17 protein-coding genes are annotated in these 16,303 nt (G+C 68.7%); 13 read left to right on the forward strand and 4 right to left on the reverse strand.

All coding sequences use genetic code 11. The features are described from left to right. Positions 1 to 743: 743 nt before the first annotated feature. Positions 744 to 908 (forward strand): hypothetical protein, encoded by a 165-nt coding sequence (locus MZTS_RS21765; protein ID WP_009864622.1) that lies wholly within the window; start codon positions 744 to 746, stop codon positions 906 to 908. A 170-nt stretch (positions 909 to 1,078) separates the two neighbouring features. Then, the gene (gene murA, locus MZTS_RS21770; protein ID WP_192285386.1) at positions 1,079 to 2,368 is read left to right on the forward strand and encodes a UDP-N-acetylglucosamine 1-carboxyvinyltransferase; all 1,290 of its coding nucleotides are present in this window, start codon (positions 1,079 to 1,081) and stop codon (positions 2,366 to 2,368) included. Positions 2,369 to 2,514: 146 nt separating this feature from the next. Here murA and MZTS_RS21775 read toward each other — a convergent pair whose 3' ends face one another. Beyond that, positions 2,515 to 2,874, reverse strand: a complete 360-nt coding sequence (locus MZTS_RS21775; protein WP_192285387.1) for a hypothetical protein — start codon at positions 2,872 to 2,874, stop codon at positions 2,515 to 2,517. Between the two features lie 197 nt (positions 2,875 to 3,071). Here MZTS_RS21775 and MZTS_RS21780 point away from each other — a divergent pair, with 197 nt between their 5' ends. The 4 genes from MZTS_RS21780 (at position 3,072) to MZTS_RS21795 (ending at position 6,193) form a co-directional block, all read left to right on the forward strand. Next, a complete protein-coding gene (locus MZTS_RS21780) occupies positions 3,072 to 3,527 on the forward strand; it encodes a DUF2948 family protein (protein ID WP_192285388.1) in 456 nt (151 codons plus the stop codon). A 31-nt stretch (positions 3,528 to 3,558) separates the two neighbouring features. Continuing rightward, positions 3,559 to 4,854 (forward strand): histidinol dehydrogenase, encoded by a 1,296-nt coding sequence (gene hisD / locus MZTS_RS21785; RefSeq protein WP_009862570.1) that lies wholly within the window; start codon positions 3,559 to 3,561, stop codon positions 4,852 to 4,854. Positions 4,855 to 4,995: 141 nt separating this feature from the next. Next, entirely contained in the window at positions 4,996 to 5,508 is a 513-nt protein-coding gene (locus MZTS_RS21790; RefSeq protein ID WP_192285389.1) for a UPF0262 family protein, read from the forward strand. Positions 5,509 to 5,719: 211 nt separating this feature from the next. Then, positions 5,720 to 6,193, forward strand: coding sequence for an arsenate-mycothiol transferase ArsC (locus MZTS_RS21795; protein ID WP_192285390.1), 474 nt, complete (start codon positions 5,720 to 5,722; stop codon positions 6,191 to 6,193). Positions 6,194 to 6,331: 138 nt separating this feature from the next. Here the strand turns inward: MZTS_RS21795 and MZTS_RS21800 are convergent, their stop codons facing one another. Then, complete coding sequence (locus MZTS_RS21800; RefSeq protein ID WP_009864541.1) at positions 6,332 to 7,159, reverse strand: FTR1 family iron permease; 828 nt, start codon at positions 7,157 to 7,159, stop codon at positions 6,332 to 6,334. Positions 7,160 to 7,600: 441 nt separating this feature from the next. Between MZTS_RS21800 and MZTS_RS21805 the strand changes: the two genes are divergently transcribed. From MZTS_RS21805 to MZTS_RS21825, 5 genes are all read left to right on the forward strand, one after another. Further along, the gene (locus MZTS_RS21805; protein ID WP_192285391.1) at positions 7,601 to 7,852 is read left to right on the forward strand and encodes a hypothetical protein; all 252 of its coding nucleotides are present in this window, start codon (positions 7,601 to 7,603) and stop codon (positions 7,850 to 7,852) included. 142 nt (positions 7,853 to 7,994) lie between these two features. After that, complete coding sequence (locus MZTS_RS21810) at positions 7,995 to 8,429, forward strand: hypothetical protein (protein WP_192285392.1); 435 nt, start codon at positions 7,995 to 7,997, stop codon at positions 8,427 to 8,429. Positions 8,430 to 9,091: 662 nt separating this feature from the next. After that, positions 9,092 to 9,355: a hypothetical protein gene (locus tag MZTS_RS21815; RefSeq protein ID WP_192285393.1), complete on the forward strand. Its 264-nt coding sequence runs from the start codon at positions 9,092 to 9,094 to the stop codon at positions 9,353 to 9,355. Between the two features lie 597 nt (positions 9,356 to 9,952). Next, positions 9,953 to 10,849 (forward strand): diguanylate cyclase, encoded by an 897-nt coding sequence (locus MZTS_RS21820; RefSeq protein WP_192285394.1) that lies wholly within the window; start codon positions 9,953 to 9,955, stop codon positions 10,847 to 10,849. 188 nt (positions 10,850 to 11,037) lie between these two features. Beyond that, positions 11,038 to 11,721, forward strand: coding sequence for a helix-turn-helix transcriptional regulator (locus MZTS_RS21825; RefSeq protein WP_192285395.1), 684 nt, complete (start codon positions 11,038 to 11,040; stop codon positions 11,719 to 11,721). A 3-nt stretch (positions 11,722 to 11,724) separates the two neighbouring features. On the opposite strand, the gene MZTS_RS21830 is transcribed toward MZTS_RS21825, so the two are convergent. Continuing rightward, positions 11,725 to 13,140 carry a cytochrome ubiquinol oxidase subunit I gene (locus MZTS_RS21830; RefSeq protein ID WP_192285396.1) on the reverse strand — a complete coding sequence of 472 codons (1,416 nt, stop codon included), beginning with the start codon at positions 13,138 to 13,140 and terminating at the stop codon, positions 11,725 to 11,727. Between the two features lie 312 nt (positions 13,141 to 13,452). Between MZTS_RS21830 and MZTS_RS25520 the strand changes: the two genes are divergently transcribed. Further along, positions 13,453 to 14,535 carry a methyl-accepting chemotaxis protein gene (locus MZTS_RS25520; RefSeq protein ID WP_192285397.1) on the forward strand — a complete coding sequence of 361 codons (1,083 nt, stop codon included), beginning with the start codon at positions 13,453 to 13,455 and terminating at the stop codon, positions 14,533 to 14,535. 136 nt (positions 14,536 to 14,671) lie between these two features. On the opposite strand, the gene MZTS_RS21840 is transcribed toward MZTS_RS25520, so the two are convergent. After that, the gene (locus MZTS_RS21840; RefSeq protein WP_192285398.1) at positions 14,672 to 15,862 is read right to left on the reverse strand and encodes a DNA topoisomerase IB; all 1,191 of its coding nucleotides are present in this window, start codon (positions 15,860 to 15,862) and stop codon (positions 14,672 to 14,674) included. Between the two features lie 100 nt (positions 15,863 to 15,962). Between MZTS_RS21840 and MZTS_RS21845 the strand changes: the two genes are divergently transcribed. Continuing rightward, on the forward strand, positions 15,963 to 16,303 hold a 341-nt coding region (locus tag MZTS_RS21845), incomplete at its 3' end, for a glycosyltransferase (protein WP_281397083.1).

Below are 16,303 nucleotides of genomic sequence, written 5' to 3' on the forward strand. Positions count from 1 at the left end.
AAACTGGCGCGGCCGTTGCTTACGTCTCCCCCGTCCACGCCGCCGTCACCGCCCACGATCGATTCATCGGACAGGGCAGCGCTGTCGGCAGCGTTCACGGGCATCAGGTTCACGGGCATCCGTCCTCGACGCTTTCGGCTGGCCGGGCGTTCTTCTCGGGACGCCTCGGGGTAAGAATCCGGGCCCGGGCGCCATCCCCGCGAAGGGCGGTGCCGAACCATTCGCGGCCAGGGCAATGATCTCCCGAGGTTCAGCCCCCAGGGAGCAGCACGGCGTCAACCGCGCGTCACCGTCCCACCGGCGGCTCCCGTTTCCTCTCGGGACAAGTCCCTCGCCGGTGCCGCTGAGATCGCAAGATAGGAGGTATTTTCGAACTGGTTCAAGGTGAGTTCGAGACATTCCTGCTTTGCGCCGGCTTAAAGTCGCGTGGGGATTATGCGCTGATCGTCACAGGTGACGGTTCCGGGGCGGGGATCCGAGCACCGCAGGATCCCTGGTTTTCGGATGGCGGTCCGGACTGCGTCACGCCTCGCGCGGCGGGTGACAATGGGACGCGGCCGGGAGCCGGGCCGGCCGACCCGGCCGCTTCCGCGTTGGCAGGGAGCCGGAAACCACGTTAGAGCGCTCTTTCACCGAAGATCGCGCCGGATGGATGGCCGCTTCGGCGAGAGAGAGCACGTCAAAACAAGAGCTTAGAGCCGCACCCGGTGGCATCGTGACCGGGAGCGGTCGGGGATCCGAGGATGGGCACCAAGGACGAGGAGCGGGCCGCCCGGCTCAAGGCTGCCCTGCGCGACAACCTGCGTCGGCGCAAGGCGCAGGCGCGCGGCCGCGCCGAGGACGAGCCCCCAGCCGAGACCGCCCCCGCGCCCACCCCGAAGGTGGGGCCGGCCGGCGACGCGGGATAGCGGGGAAAGGACCAGCCGAGCACGAACCGGCTGCCTCCCAGCGGGAATCTGCGGCTACGCTTCTTCTTTTTGCCGGATACCGCCTATACCTCCCTGCTCGACATGAGGGGCGCCCGCGCGCCTGGGACCCAAGCGACCCTTCCGGCCCGGGAGGCGCTCCGAGGACAACGATGGACCGCATCCACATCACCGGCGGCGCGACGCTCAACGGCACCATTCCGATCTCGGGAGCGAAGAACGCGGCGCTGCCGCTGATGATCGCCAGCCTGCTGACCGGCGAGACGCTGGAACTCATCAACGTGCCGCGGCTCGCCGACATCGCCGCGCTGACCCGCATCCTCGGCAATCACGGCGTCGACCACATGGTGGTCGGCAAGCGTCCGGGCCAGACCGCCGAGACCGGCCAGACCGTGCGGCTGACTGCCTCGAACGTCATCGACACCACGGCGCCCTACGAACTCGTCTCGACCATGCGGGCGAGCTTCTGGGTGATCGCGCCGCTGCTCGCCCGCTTCGGCGAGGCCAAGGTCTCCCTGCCCGGCGGCTGCGCCATCGGCACCCGCCCCGTCGACCTGCTCATCATGGCCCTGGAAAAGCTCGGGGCCGAGATCGAGATCGACGGCGGCTACGTCGTGGCGAAGACCAAGAACGGCCTGCGCGGCGCGGAGATCGCCTTCCCCAAGGTCACCGTCGGCGGCACGCATGTGGCGCTGATGGCGGCGGCGCTGGCCTACGGCACCACCGTCATCGACAACGCCGCCCGCGAGCCGGAGGTGGTCGATCTCGCCGAGTGCCTGATCAAGATGGGCGCGCGCATCGAGGGCGCGGGCACCTCCCGCATCGTCGTGGAGGGCGTGGCGCGCCTGTCCGGCGCCCGCCACGAGGTGCTGCCCGACCGGATCGAGACCGGCACCTACGCCATGGCGGTGGCGATGACCGGGGGCGACGTCACCCTGGTCAACACCCGGACCGACCTGCTCGCCAGCGCCCTCGACACCCTCGCCGCCACCGGCACCGAGATCACGCCCGTGGCCGACGGCATCCGCGTGCGCCGCAACGGCGGCGGCATCGCCCCCGCCGACGTCACCACCGACCCCTTCCCCGGCTTCCCGACCGATCTCCAGGCGCAGTTCATGGCGCTGATGACGCTGGCCAAGGGCCAGTCGCGCATCCGCGAGACGATCTTCGAGAACCGCTTCATGCATGTGCAGGAACTGGCCCGCCTCGGGGCCAGGATCCGCCTCGACGGCGATCTCGCCGTGATCGAGGGGGTGGAGCGGCTCAAGGGCGCTCCGGTGATGGCCACCGACCTGCGCGCCTCGGTGTCGCTGGTCATCGGCGCGCTGGCGGCGGAAGGCGAGACGCAGATCAACCGCGTCTACCATCTCGACCGCGGCTTCGAGGCTCTTGAAGCCAAGCTCGGCCGCTGCGGCGCGCAGATCGAGCGAGTCCGGGCCTGAGCTGTGACGGCGGCGGCCCCTCCCGCATCAGGGAGAGGCCGGAGCGAGGGGCCCCCAGCGCCTCCGCTCTCCGCCGGAGGCCTCGAAAAACCCGAAGGTCTCCCGGACGCGGCGGCGCATCCGTCCACCGCGCCGGAGACGCCCGATCAGCGCGCGACCGCGCCGCGCTTGATCCCGAAACCGGGAATGTCGCAGGCGCAAGGCGAGTTGACCGGCGCGAAGCCCGTCGGGCAATTGCCGCGGGCGGTGACGCAGACGCTGCCGCCACGGCCGCCGTAGCGCGGCGGGGGGCCGCGGAAGCGCGGGCCGTCATCCTCGTCCTCGTAGCGGCGGCGCCGGCTGTAACCGTAATCCTCATCGTAGCGGCGACGCCCGTAATCCTCGTCGTAGCGGCGCGGGCCATCGTAGCCGCCGCCGTAATACTGGGCGCTCGCCGGGCTCGCCGCGACCCCGAGGGCCAGGGCGACGCCCAGGGCGCTCCCGAACGTCAGAATTCCGCTTCGCATCGTCCGCATCCCCTCCGGATGGCTCAGAATAGTCCATTGGACCTTAGCCATGCGCTCATGAACGCGCGATGAGCCCGAAAGAGCCCTTCATTCCGCTCCAGCCGGAGCTGCCGGTTGCCGCAGGCGGATCGCCTCGCTACCTACGCCTTCGAAATCCGCTCCCCGCGTGTCCGGACGGGGGGCTCGGAGCGCAATGCATGGAGCTTCTCAAGCTCGCCGCCCTCGACGCCGAGGATCTCGCCGTCATCTCCGCGCATCTGCAGGACGCGATCCTGCGGCCGGAGGATCTCGCATGGCTGCCGGGCGAGCACCGCTTCGCGCTGGCCGCCCGCCGCTTCGACTGGTCCGTCGCCCCCGGCGAACCGCCCCGGCGCCGCCTCACCGGCGTTCATTTCGAGCGCGTGCTCTCCGTCAAGGCCAAGGGCATCAGCCCCGGCGCTGCCTCCGGCGAGAGCCTGAGCCTGCTCGCGGTCACCTTCGAGGAGACCGACGCCCCCTCCGGTATCGCCACGCTCGTCTTCTCCGGCGGCGCCGCGATCCGGCTCGAACTCGAATGCATCGAGGTGCGCCTGAAGGATCTCGGCCCGGTCTGGGAGGCGGATGGCCGTCCCGACCACGAGGCCGTCCGCACCCTGATCGAGAACCGCCCGTGACCCTCCTCCTCTCTTCGACCGAGAGCGCCCGATGATCCGCCTCGACAGCCGCTCCCCCGATTTCGCGGAGGCCTTCAAGCGCCTGCTCGGCCTCAAGCGCGAGATCGCCGAGGACGTGGACGAGACCGTGCGCGGAATCATCGCCGGAATCGTCTCCGGCGGCGACACCGCCCTGGTCGAGTATACCCGCCGCTTCGACCGGCTCGGCCAGGACTTCTCCGAACGGACCCTGCGCATCACCGCCGAGGAGGTGGAGGCCGCCGTCGCCGCCTGCTCGACCGAGGCCCGCGCCGCGCTCGCCCTGGCCGCCGAACGGATCGAGGCCTATCACCGCCGCCAGATCCCGCAGGATCACCTCGCAACCGACGATCTCGGCGTCACCGCCGGCTGGCGCTGGACCGCTCTCGAATCGGTCGGGCTCTACGTGCCCGGCGGCACCGCGAGCTATCCGTCCTCGGTGCTGATGAACGCGGTGCCGGCCCGCGTCGCCGGCGTGCCGCGCATCGTCATGGTGGTGCCGACTCCCGAGGGTCAGCTCAACCCCCTGGTGCTCGCCGCCGCGCAGCTCTCCGGCATCACCGAGATCTACCGGGTCGGCGGGGCGCAGGCGGTGGCGGCCCTGGCCTACGGCACGCCGAGCATCGCCCCCGTCGCCAAGATCGTCGGACCCGGCAACGCCTATGTCGCCGCCGCCAAGCGGCGGGTGTTCGGCCAGGTCGGCATCGACATGATCGCCGGCCCCTCCGAAGTGCTGATCCTGGCCGACGGCCACGCCAATCCCGACTGGATCGCCGCCGACCTCCTGGCGCAGGCCGAACACGACGAGGCGGCCCAAGCCGTGCTGGTCACCGATTCGGACGAATTGGCCGATGCCACCGAGCAGGCGGTCGAGCGCGCCCTGGCCACCCTGCCGCGTGAAAAGATCGCCCGGGCCAGCTGGCGCGATTACGGCGCCATCATCCGGGTGCGGGATTTCGAGGAGGCGGTGCCGCTGGTCGATGCCATCGCGCCGGAGCATCTCGAGATCGAGACGCAGGACGCCGACGCGCTGGCGCTGAAGATCCGCAATGCCGGGGCGATCTTCCTCGGCTCGCATACCCCGGAGGCGATCGGCGACTATGTCGGCGGCCCCAACCACGTCCTGCCGACCGCCCGCTCGGCGCGGTTCTCCTCCGGGCTCGGGGTGCTCGACTTCATGAAGCGCACCTCGATCCTGCGCTGCGATCCGGCCGCCCTGCGGGCGCTGGGCCCGGCAGCCATCGCCCTCGGGCAATCCGAGGGACTCGACGGGCATGCCCGCTCGGTCGCCATCCGGCTCAATCTCTGAGGGCCGACGCGCGGGACGGGGCCCGGGGATCATTTTTTAAGCGATCTTCGGGGACAACTTGCCTGAGACCCACGCTTGCGGCTCATGTGACGGCAATCGGGCACCCGGAGATTCGGGTGCCGACGCGAGAAGGCGGCGGCGATGAAGGCCGAAGCGATGCAGGGAGCGCAAGGGGCACAGGAGAAGCCGAGGGATCGGCTCGCGGCGGTGCGTCTCGACGAGGCCTCCATCGGGCGCGGCAATCCGGACCAAGAGCACGAGCGCGCCATCGCGATCTACGACATCCTGGAGGAGAACTCCTTCACCCTCCCCGGCCGGGACGAGGGGCCCTACGCCCTGGTGCTGGGGCTCGTGGAGAACAAGCTGTCCTTCGCGATCACGACGGAGGCCGGCGAGCCGGTGATGACCCACCTCCTCTCGCTGACGCCGTTCCGGCGGGTCATCCGCGATTACGAGATGATCTGCGAGAGCTATTACAGCGCGATCCGCACCGCCTCGCCGACGCAGATCGAGGCGATCGACATGGGCCGGCGCGGCCTGCACAACGAGGCCTCCGAACTCCTGCGCCAGCGCCTCGAAGGCAAGGTCGATCTCGACCACCACACCGCCCGGCGCCTGTTCACCCTCATCTTCGCCCTTCACTGGAAGGGCTAGACGGCGTCCGGCACGGAACGTCGGACCCGGCGCGGGCACCCGGCAGCATCCTGCCCGAAAGGGCGGCACCCTCGGCAAAACGATGCGCTTTCGGGCGCTGCCGGCCAGCCCTATATCAGCTTGAGCGAGAGCATCTCACGAACCGCCCGAGCCGTGGATGCATCGGCCGCGGCAGCGGAGGGCGGTTTCGCGAGAGGCACCAAGGCGGGGCATGGCGGACGACGCGATCCCGGGGACCGGGCCGAAGAAACGGCGGGTGCAGTCCGTCCTGTTCATGTGCAATTTCAATGCGGTGCGCTCGCTGGCGGCGGAGGCGATCGCGCGCCACTATTTCGGCAAGTCGACCTATGTGCAGTCGGCGGGCGTGCGCTCGGGCGAGCCGAGCGACCCGTTCATGCTCGCCGCCCTCGACGAGATCGGCATCGACGCCTCGCGGCATAAGCCGCGCACCATCGAGGAGTTGGAGGATTGGGAGGGGCTGAACTTCGACCTGATCGTCACCCTCTCGCCAGAGGCCCATCACCGCGCCCTGGAACTCACCCACACCATCGCGGCGGATGTCGAGTACTGGCCGACGCCGGATCCGACGCTGGTGCAGGAGGGCAGCCGCGAGCAGCGCCTCGACGGCTACCGCGACGTGCGCGACGGCCTCACCTATCGGATCAAGGCCCGGCTCAAGACCTGAGGCAGCACCCGCCCGACGGGTTCAGCCGCCCCTGCGGAGCCTGAGGCGGAGGCCATCCGGGATGGCCGCCTTCGCGCAGCCGATGCGACATGCAGGGAAACGGCGCCGTCCGATGGCGACGGCGCCGCGGGAGTGCGGTCAGGAGGTGGCGGAAACCGGCCGCCCGTCGCGGGACTCCGCCTTGCTCCCCTTGCGCATCAGGCTGACGAGGCCGGCGACCACCGCTACGCACAGGATCGCGAGCTGGGTGCCGAGCGCCTCCCAGCTGCCATTGCTCAGGCCCCATTCCGACACGAAGGCGGGCACGCCCTCCGTGGTGAAGGGGATCAACGCCTGCTCCTGGAACTCTTGGAAGGCCTCGCCGACCATCCGCAGGCCCATGAAGAACAGGAAGGCCGAGGTCACGACGAACATCGGGCGCAGGGGCAGGCGCAGGGCCAGCCATTGCATCGCCACGAACATCGCCACCAGCGCGAGGACCGCGACCGCGAGGCCGGCGAGCAGCGAGGCATCGAAGCCATTGCCGCCCTTGGCGAGGGCGTGCAGGAACAGGATGGTCTCGGCGCCCTCACGGAACACCGCCAGGAAGGCGATGCCGGCGAGCGAGAGCAGGGTCCCGGCGCCCAGCGCCCGCTCGGCGAGCCGGTTGAGATCCGCCTGCCACGCCTTCGGATCCTGGCGGACGAACATCCAGCCGCTCATGTAGAACAGCAGGGCCGCGGCCGCGAGCATCACCGCCGCCTCGAACAGGTCGCTGTGGTTGCCGTCGTAATAGGTCTCGAACACCCAGGCCATGCCGATGCTCGCGACGACGGCGGCGAGCGCCCCCATGTAGACCGGCGCGATCCGCTCCGCCGCGCCGGCGCGGCGCAGGAAAGCAGCGAGCGCCGCGATCACCAGCAGAGCTTCCAGTCCCTCGCGGAACAGGATCATGAAAGCCTGCACGAACGTCGATCCGTCCGTCATCTGACCACTCCCGGTTCGATCCGGCGGAATCCTCTACGTACCGGACCTTGAGCTTCGACCGCAGCGCCACGCAAGACGGCGCCATGAATACTTGCGGCACTACAACCAAGTCGCGACGTGAATCGCAGCTTAGAAACATTCTGAAAAAGAAGATCACCACTTTCACAAGCGATGAAGCTCTAGTTTTTCGTTCGTGTGCCAGTACAACCCTTTGCACCATTCTCGCAAGCGCCGCCCTGCCTTCCACGAGGTCACACACGGGCGCGCTGCACGGCCGCGCCTCCTCAGACAAATTTTCGCCGCTTTCCGGGGAGGCCGCGAAACCCAACGGCCACGTTGGGGATTGTTGAGACATGACGCGGCGGCGCCTGCGACGCAGGCCCCCGACCGCCCCCACCGAACCGATGGAGCGCGCCCGCCTTGGCGCGCGGGCAGGATACCATGATCGCGCATTCCACCGCCGCGGCCGCCCTTGCCGGCCTCGTCCTGGCCGGCCTGACCGCAGTTCCGGCCGCCGCAGCACAGCCGGCCGGACGCAGCACGACGACCCAGGTCGCGGAGGCGTCCCAGCTTTCGCAGAGCACCACCGTCACGGAGAGCGAGGACGACAGCGCCAATTGCAACAAGCAGCGCCGCCGCCTCTGGATCGAGGGCGAGGGCTGGATCGTCCGGCGCGTCACGATCTGCCGCTGAGACGCCTCCCGGACGCTTCACGCGTCTCAGCACTCTGCATCGGCTGGCGGCGACAGGGTGAGAGGACCGACCATGGGCTCCGCCGCATGCGGCCCCTGAGCCGGTGTTCCGTCGCAGCCCCCGCCCGGAGAAGCCTCGCTTGATGCGCATCCCGTCCACCCGCCACACCGGCCTGGCCCTGCTGCTCGCGCTCTGCGCCTCATCGGGCGCGACCGCCGATCCGTTGCTCTACGGCTATTCCGAGGTCCGTTTCGCGCAACCGGCCATCGACGGGACCTATCTCGGTGCGCCCTTCGCGCCCCTGCCGAGTACGAGCCGGATCGTCCCGCCGGCCTGGGGATACGGAACCTACGGCATCCCGACGGTGGCCGGCATCCGCGAGGCGCCGACGGCCCGTCCGACCCTCACGGTGATCGAACGGCGGGGATCGGCCGCCGGCCGCTCCGCTCCCCGGCGGCGCGGCGCCCGTGTCCTCAGCAAGGATTCCGGCGGCGCCTGGATCGATCCCGCGCCCCGCTCCGAGACGGAGGGCGGTCCCCGGGTGGTCTCCGTGCAGGTGCCGGCCCGCATCCGCTGAAATCGCTCCCGATTCCTCCCGCGACGGGAAGACCGTAGCCGCCGGCCCGATCGGCCTTACGGCGAAGCACCGTGCCCGGTGAACGCCACCCGCATCGCAGGACCTCGACAGAATCGACACCGGCACGACTTGCCCAGCCAAGGCCCTCCGGCCGCCGTCGCACTCGTTCGGCGCAGCGCTCTCATGCCGGCTTCCGCATCCCGCGATCTCCGCGCGACAGACCGAAAGCGCATGTCGGCAGGATCCATCCTGCACGGTCACCCCGCCCGCTCGCCCGATGTGCACCTCGCCCAAGTGCACCTCGCCCAAGACGGTGTCAAAACGCACTGACAGAAGATTGCGCCGGCATCATCTTGCCAATGTCTTCTTCGACGACGTGCCGGGGAAGACAGGACAAAACAAGGGTCGTCTTCAAACACCTGACATCCAGAAGCTTGCTTCGGCGGCAACCACAGAAGCCGTCAAAGAAAATCAGAGGGATCGGCCCTCGATAAACAGAGACCTTAAATTCCGGGAATTCTTATTTTATATTCAAATTTAAGTACTTATTCAGCAAAAATTTCTGACCGCTTTTATAAAGATCAAGAAAAAACTCATTCAACAAACGGCCCTCATTCACATGATGTGGGTGCCGGGCCTCGCCCCAATCAAAGGAGATGGACATGACTCAGGAAAACTACCACCTCGACGACGATGCTCTGGACGACGTCGCCGCTGCGGGCGGACATTGGGTCGTCAATGCCAAGGGTATCGGAATGTGGCATTCCGACACTTCAACCGCGTCCTCGGCGGGCGGCGTGATCAGCGCCTCCACGGACAAGGGCACCAGCAGCGTCAGATCCGAAGTGCACGGCAACCAGAGGCATTACTTCGGCTTCGATCAAGCGAAGGGCGGCGAGTATCTCAAGGGCATCCGCCCGCTCTGATCCGTCGATCGCAGCGTTTCCGGGTGACGGCTTCGATCTCCTCGTTGCGAGCGCGAGCGAAGCCGCCCGGGCGGCCCGTCCTGTGCGGCGAACCCGCATCGTGGGTTGCCACTGCCCCCTCGCGATGACGGGCGGAAAGCGACCCCCGAAGGCGTCAGCCGAACAGCGTCTTCATAGAAAGCATTCCGACGAAGGCCGGCCGTCAGCCGGCCTTCGTCTTGCCGGCATGACCGGAAACGGGATCCGCGCTCGGCTTTTCAGACCAATTGACAGCCGCCCTTGCTCGACGCCGATCTCAGACATGGCCTGATCCGACGGAGAGCGGCAAAAGTCCTGTACCGTTTCCGCTCGATCATTTCGGTTCCTGCTGCGCTCCGTCCGCGTGAGCATCAGCGAAGCGATCCATCGGCGCGCCCAATCCGACTGGACGCGAACGGCGGCGGTCTCCCACGCAGCCCCCGTCCCGGCCGGAGTGAGACCCATCACCGAACCGGAGTTTGGGGAGGCCCGCCTTCCAATGGGCATTTGCGGCCATCCCGGAGACTGCCTTTTAACCGGTTTCGCGCACAGTCTTCCCGGCAATCGAGGGCAACGGCCGTGCATATCGTCATCGTGGATTCGAGCCGCGTCGTCCTGCGTGTCGTGGCCGGCATGCTCGAGCCCCGGGGCCATGTGGTGACGCAGTTCACCGATTCCGCCGAAGCCCTTGCCTATGTCACCGACAATCCGAAGGTCCGCGCGCTGATCACCAGCCTGGAGGTCCGCCCCCTGAGCGGCCTGGAACTGTGCTGGTCCGCCCGCCTGCTCGCCGAGGCGAGCCGGCCGCTCTCGATCATCGTCATGTCCTCGGCCCGCAACGCCCGCAATCTCGCAGAGGCACTCGATAGCGGCGCCGACGACTTCCTCGACAAGCCGCCGGGGGCCGAGGAGTTGCAGGCGCGGCTGCGCGCCGCCGAGCGTCTGACCACGCTTCAGAGCGAGCTGATCCGGCTGGCCGAGACCGATTCGCTCACCGGCCTGCTCAACCGCCGCGCCTTCTTGCAGCGCAGCCGGGATGCCGCCCAGAAAGCCGGCTCGTTCGGGCAGCTCTGCGCGATCCTGATCGACATCGACCATTTCAAGCGCGTCAACGACGAGTACGGCCATGACGTGGGCGACGCCGCGATCAAGGCGGTGGCCGGGCTGATCGCTCCGGAGGGCATCGCCGGGCGCCTGGGCGGCGAGGAATTCGCGATCGTCCTCGCCGGCCACAGCTTGGCCGAGGCCGAGGCGCTCGCCTCGCGCCTGCGCCTCAAGGCGTCCGACCTGCGGATCCGCTCGGCCAAGGGCCCGGTGCGCCTCACCTGCAGCTTCGGCGTCAGCGAGTGGTCCGAGGGCGCGACCGTCGAGGGCCTGCTCAAGCGGGCCGATATCGCGCTCTACGAAGCCAAGAGCACCGGCCGCAACCGCGTGGTCTCGGCGATGACCGATCTCATCATCGCACGGGCGAACTGACCGCCGCCTCCGCCGTCATCGGGAGACGGCGCGCGGGTTTTCGTCCCAATGCGAGACGGAACACGGCCGATCTCCCCACCGCAGGACGATTCGCGGCGGCAAAACCGGCCCGAACCGCTGGAACGACTCTTGTTCTTCTCCTTCCGCACGTGCCGCACCGTTCTGCGGCGGGACGAGAGGGGAGCGGCATGAGTGACGCCGTCAATCACATCGGTGGCCGGGCCGTCCAGGTCCTGATCGTCGACGAGCCGGTGCGTCTCGACACCCGGATGCGGGCCCGTCTGGAACACGCCCCGCTCCTGCGCACCATCGGGGAGAACGACCTCGCCCACAGCGGCCCGGCCCCGGTCGTGGCGCTGATCGCGGTGGATGGCGGCCAGCCGGAAGCAGGCTTCGCCCGGATCGCCACCTTGCGCGAGGGGCGGCCCTGGCTGCGGGTTCTCGTGGTGTTTCGCGCCCTCGACGCGCAGGCGATGTGCCGGATGATCGAGGCCGGCGCCGACGCCTTCATCGGGGCCGGCGGCTCGGCGGAGGAGGTCTGCGCCAGCGTGCTCGCCCTGGCAGGAACGGCCGCGCCCGCGCCCCGCGCCGAGGCGGAGGAGACGCGGCCCGATACGGTCGGGCTCACGCCCCGCGAGGCGGAGGTGCTGCGCTTCCTCAGCGCCGGCTTCAGCAACAAGGAGGTCGCCCGGCGCCTGTCCCTGAGCGTGCGCACGGTCGAGACCCACCGGTTGAACCTGCGCCGCAAGACGCAGACCGGCCGCCTCAAGGATCTGGTCACCCTCGCCCGCAGGCTCGGCCTCGATCCGGTGCTCGACACCGAGGCGCCGCGGGCGGCCCGGCGCCATGCGGCCCTCGGCGCCCGGGTGTGATGGTCACACCGTCCGCGGCTCCAGTTGCTCGTCCACCGCCGAGAGCGGCCGCTTCGGTTTGCGGCCGACCTCGTCGCCGGGCACCGACGGCTCGAACGGCTCGGGGCCTTTGCGCAGGAGCTTGGCGAGATAGTAGCTGCCGAAGCCGAAGATGATCGCGTAGGCGACGATGAAGGCGATCAGAGACGCGGTCACGGCCTGGGCCGTCAGCGGCGAATGGGCGTCCGCGGTCTTGAGCTGGCCGTAGACGATATAGGGCTGGCGCCCGATCTCGGCGGTGAACCAGCCGAAGATCACCGCGCCGAATCCGGAGGGCGTCATCAGCATGGCGCAGGTGAGGAAGAGGCGGTTCTCGAACAGCGTGCCCTTCCAGCGCAGGTAGAGGCTCCACAGGCTCAGGGCCAGCATGGCCATGCCGATCGCGACCATGATGCGGAAGGAATAGAACACCGGCCAGACCGGCGGTCGCTTGTCCGGCGTCACCTCCTTCAGGCCCGGTACCACGCCGGAGAAATCGTGGGTGAGGATGAAGGAGCCGAGCCTCGGGATGCCGATCTCGAAGTCGTTGCGCTCCGCTTCCATGTTCGGGATCGCGAACAGCAGCAGCGGCATGTCCTTCTGCGTGTCCCAGTTCGCCTCGATCGCCGCGAGCTTGGTCGGCTGGAGCTTGAGCACAGCGAGCCCGTGGGAATCGCCCACGAAGATCTGGATCGGCGTGAAGATCAGCGCGAACCACAAGGCCATGGAGAGCGAGACCCGCGCCCCGGCCACCTTCGCCGGCGGCTCCTTGCGGGCGCGCAGGATCATCCAGGCGGCCATGCCCGAGACCGCGAAGGCGGTGGTGAGGAAGCAGCCGAGCACCATGTGCGCGTAGCGGATCGGGAAGCTCGGGTTGAAGATCACCTGCCACCAATCGGTGGCGACCGCCCGGCCGTTCTCGATGGTGAAGCCGGCCGGCGTCTGCATCCAGGAATTGGCCGAGAGGATCCAGAAGGCCGAGATCAGGGTGCCGAGCGAGACCATGCAGGTCGCCAGGAAGTGCAGCCGGTCGCCGACCCTGTCCCAGCCGAACAGCATGATCCCGAGGAAGCCCGCTTCCAGGAAGAAGGCGGTGATGACCTCGTACTGGATCAGAGGCCCGAGCACGTTGCCGGTGAAGTCGGAATAACGCGACCAGTTCGTGCCGAGCTGGTAGCTCATGACGATGCCGGAGACGACCCCGAGACCGAAGGAGACCGCGAAGGCCTTCACCCAGAACCGGTAGAGCGCCCGGTACATCGGGTTGCGCGTCCACAGCCACTGCGCCTCCAGCCGCACGAGGAAGGCGGCGAGCCCGATGGTAAAAGCCGGGAAGATGATGTGGAAGGCCATCGTGAAGCCGAACTGGATGCGCGAGAGCATCAAGGCATCGAGTTCCATGGCCTCTCCTCGTCGCCGGCCTGTGCGGCCTCGGACACGTCGTTCGCGGATCGCGCCGGCACGGTCGCCCGAGCCGATCCTTCGGTCAACCGGCGTCAGGCGCGACAGTTCTCCGCTCCTGGCGATCGGTGGGACGGCGAACGGCCACGCCGCCGTGCCATCCTTGCACCCGAACCGGGACGGTGACGGGAACTGACACTATCCTGTTTCCGGCCGAGCACCACCAGCACAGAGCAGATCGCGGCATTGCTTTTATACTTATATTAACAATAAAAATGGGATAAAGAGTCACACGCAAGCCGAGTTATCGACATGACGGCCCCAGCATCGGCCTCATCCCCCTCCCCGCCCGATGCCACGCGCCCTCCAGCGCCCGGTCCGGCGACCATCGCCGAATTGACGGCCGAAGTCGGGCGCATCACCCATGACAAGGTCGGCAGCATCCGGCGGATCACGGCCCAGACGAAGATCCTCGCCCTCAACGCCCTGATCGAGGCCGCCCGGGCCGGCGAGCACGGGCGCGGCTTCTCCGTGGTGGCACAGGAGGTGCGCGGAATCGGTGGCGCCATCGAGGATCTGGCCCGGGAGCTGGAGATCGATCTCGCGGCAAGGATCGCCGCCCTGCAGCGCAGCGTCGAGGCAATGACGGCGAAGGCCGAGGGCGAGCGCCTGATCGATCTCGCCCTCAACGCCATCGAACTGATCGACCGCAATCTCTACGAGCGAACCTGCGACGTGCGCTGGTGGGCCACGGATGCCGCCGTCATCGCCTGCGCCGCCGACCCGGGAAGGGACGAGGCGGCCGATCACGCCTCCGAGCGGCTCGCGGTGATCCTCTCGGCCTATACGGTCTATCTCGATCTCTGGCTGTGCGGCCGGGACGGGACCATCCTCGCCAATGGCCGCCCGGAACGCTACCCGCACCTGCGCGGACGCAGCGTCGCGGACGCGCCGTGGTTCCGGGACGCGCTTCTCCTCGCGAGCGGCAACGATTACGTCCCGGGCGAAGTCCACTGCGAGGCCCAGCTCGGCGGGGCCCAGGTCGCGACCTACGCCGCCGCGATTCGTGACGGCAACGGTCCGGCCTGCGGCGTGCTCGCCGTCCACTTCGATTGGGAGCCACAGGCGAAGGCCATCGTCGCGGGCGTGCGCGTCGCCGACGAGGACCGGGCCCGCACCCGCGTGGTCCTGGCGGATGCCCACCACCGCATCCTCGCCGCCTCCGACGGCAAGGGCGTGCTCACGGAAACCCTGGCCGCCGACCTTCAGGGACGCGAGAGCGGCGTCGTCCGCGATCCCGCCTCCGACACCGTGACCGCCTTCCACCGCACGCCCGGCTACGAAACCTATCGCGGGCTCGGCTGGTACGGCGCCATCGTTCGGAGCGGTGGCTGATCCGGCCTCCGCTTGATCGGAGCGGGTTGCGTCTCAGCCAGCCCGCGCGGCGCTTGAGCGAAGCCCAAATCCGCCATCCCGAGGGGATCGAACGGATGGGGCATGAGACCGGACCCGGCTCGACCGGAAACGGATCTCACGCTGCCCGGCGCTTGACCGCGCCGCGCTTTGCGCCGGCCGCCTTGGCCTTGCGGCCCCCGGTCTGGCGCGGAGCGTCGGTCTTCACGCGGACCTCGGCCCCGGCAGCCTTGGCCGCCTGTTCCAAACGCCCCCGCAGCAGAGTCAGCACCGCCGCCTCCTCGGGGCGCAGTTCACCGAGGCCGGCGGTCAGCTCGCCCTCGACCGCCTCCTTCACCTGAAGCAGCAGGCCGCCCTCGAGATAGCAATCGAGGATCTGCGGGTGGATGTAGCACTTGCGGCAGATGGTCGGCGTGTTGCCGAGCCGGGACGCGACGCTCTCGATGGCGGCGCGCAGGTTCTTCTTGGCCTTCACCGCGCTGTCGAAGGCCTCAAACTCGCGCAGCGCCAGGGCCGCCAGCACGGTGCCGGCCCAGGTGCGGAAATCCTTGGCGGTGAAATCCTCGCCCGTGATCTCGCGGAGATAGTCGTTGACGTCCGAGGAGGTGACGTCGCGCCGCTCGCCCTCCTCGTCGAGATACTGGAACAGCTCCTGGCCCGGCAGATCCTGGCAAGCCTTGACGATCTTCGCGACCCTGCGATCACGGACCGAGACCGACCATTCCTTGCCGCTCTTGCCCTTGAAGCGGAAGCGCATCTCGGAGCCCGCCACCTTCACATGGGGGTCGCGCAGGGTGGTGAGGCCGTAGCTCTTGTTGGACCGGGCGTAATCGTCGTTGCCGACCCGGATCAGCGTGGTCTCCAGAAGATGGACCACGGTGGCCAGGACCTTTTCCCGAGGCAGGCCGCGCCGGCCCATATCCGCGTCGATCCGCTGGCGGAGACCGGGCAAAGCCTCGGCGAAGGCCATGATGCGGTGGAACTTCGAGGCCTCCCGCGCTTCGCGGAAGCGGGGATGGTAGCGGTACTGCTTGCGCCCCTTCTCGTCGCGGCCGGTCGCCTGGATATGGCCGTTGCGGTGCGGGCAGATCCACACATCGGTATAGGCCGGCGGGATCGCGAGGCTCTTCAGCCGGGCGATCTCGTCGGCGTCACGGATCGGAGCCCCGTTCGGATCGAGATAGCGGAAGCCCTTGCCGTTGCGCTTGCGCCGCAGGCCGGGCTTGGAATCGTCCACGTAGCGCAGGCCCGCCTCATGCGCGGCCTCGCGCGGATCGACCACACCGGCTCCCGCCTCGTCCGACAGCATGCCGCCCTCCTGTTCCCGTGGGGCGACAACCGAAAGGAAGCCGGCGCTGTTCCGGGCCTCCGGCTCTCGCCGGGCCGCCGCCCGTGCTAAGCCCCTGGCGATGACCGCTTCGCCTCCCCCTCTCGCGAACAAGAACCTCGTCTTCGTCGTCACGGAGGACTGGTTCTTCGCCTCGCATTTCCTGCCCATGGCCCGCGCCGCCCTGGGAATGGGGCTGTCGGTCACGGTGGTGACGCGGGTGCGCGCGCACCGGGCCGTCCTCGAAGCCGAAGGCATCCGCGTAGTGCCCCTGGAGGCGGAACGCTCCAGCCTCAACCCGATGGCGGCGGGCTACGCGGCGGGCCAGCTCGCGGCGATCCTGAAGGCGCTGAAGGCCGACATCGTCCATTGCATCGCCCTGCGCGGCATCCTGGTCGGCGGCACCGCCGCGGCGATGGCCGG

Origin of the sequence: Methylorubrum zatmanii (assembly GCF_014845115.1) — a bacterium.
Classification (GTDB): domain Bacteria; phylum Pseudomonadota; class Alphaproteobacteria; order Rhizobiales; family Beijerinckiaceae; genus Methylobacterium; species Methylobacterium zatmanii.

Coding starts and splice junctions, on each gene's coding strand:
- MZTS_RS21825 (WP_192285395.1), top strand. CDS start 11,038: ATGAGTGACGCCGTCAATCACATCGGTGGCCGGGCCGTCCAGGTCCTG.
- MZTS_RS21810 (WP_192285392.1), top strand. CDS start 7,995: ATGCGCATCCCGTCCACCCGCCACACCGGCCTGGCCCTGCTGCTCGCG.
- MZTS_RS21790 (WP_192285389.1), top strand. CDS start 4,996: ATGAAGGCCGAAGCGATGCAGGGAGCGCAAGGGGCACAGGAGAAGCCG.
- hisD (WP_009862570.1), top strand. CDS start 3,559: ATGATCCGCCTCGACAGCCGCTCCCCCGATTTCGCGGAGGCCTTCAAG.
- murA (WP_192285386.1), top strand. CDS start 1,079: ATGGACCGCATCCACATCACCGGCGGCGCGACGCTCAACGGCACCATT.
- MZTS_RS21800 (WP_009864541.1), bottom strand. CDS start 7,159: ATGACGGACGGATCGACGTTCGTGCAGGCTTTCATGATCCTGTTCCGC.
- MZTS_RS21795 (WP_192285390.1), top strand. CDS start 5,720: ATGGCGGACGACGCGATCCCGGGGACCGGGCCGAAGAAACGGCGGGTG.
- MZTS_RS25520 (WP_192285397.1), top strand. CDS start 13,453: ATGACGGCCCCAGCATCGGCCTCATCCCCCTCCCCGCCCGATGCCACG.
- MZTS_RS21805 (WP_192285391.1), top strand. CDS start 7,601: ATGATCGCGCATTCCACCGCCGCGGCCGCCCTTGCCGGCCTCGTCCTG.
- MZTS_RS21775 (WP_192285387.1), bottom strand. CDS start 2,874: ATGCGAAGCGGAATTCTGACGTTCGGGAGCGCCCTGGGCGTCGCCCTG.
- MZTS_RS21780 (WP_192285388.1), top strand. CDS start 3,072: ATGGAGCTTCTCAAGCTCGCCGCCCTCGACGCCGAGGATCTCGCCGTC.
- MZTS_RS21840 (WP_192285398.1), bottom strand. CDS start 15,862: ATGCTGTCGGACGAGGCGGGAGCCGGTGTGGTCGATCCGCGCGAGGCC.
- MZTS_RS21815 (WP_192285393.1), top strand. CDS start 9,092: ATGACTCAGGAAAACTACCACCTCGACGACGATGCTCTGGACGACGTC.
- MZTS_RS21765 (WP_009864622.1), top strand. CDS start 744: ATGGGCACCAAGGACGAGGAGCGGGCCGCCCGGCTCAAGGCTGCCCTG.
- MZTS_RS21830 (WP_192285396.1), bottom strand. CDS start 13,140: ATGGAACTCGATGCCTTGATGCTCTCGCGCATCCAGTTCGGCTTCACG.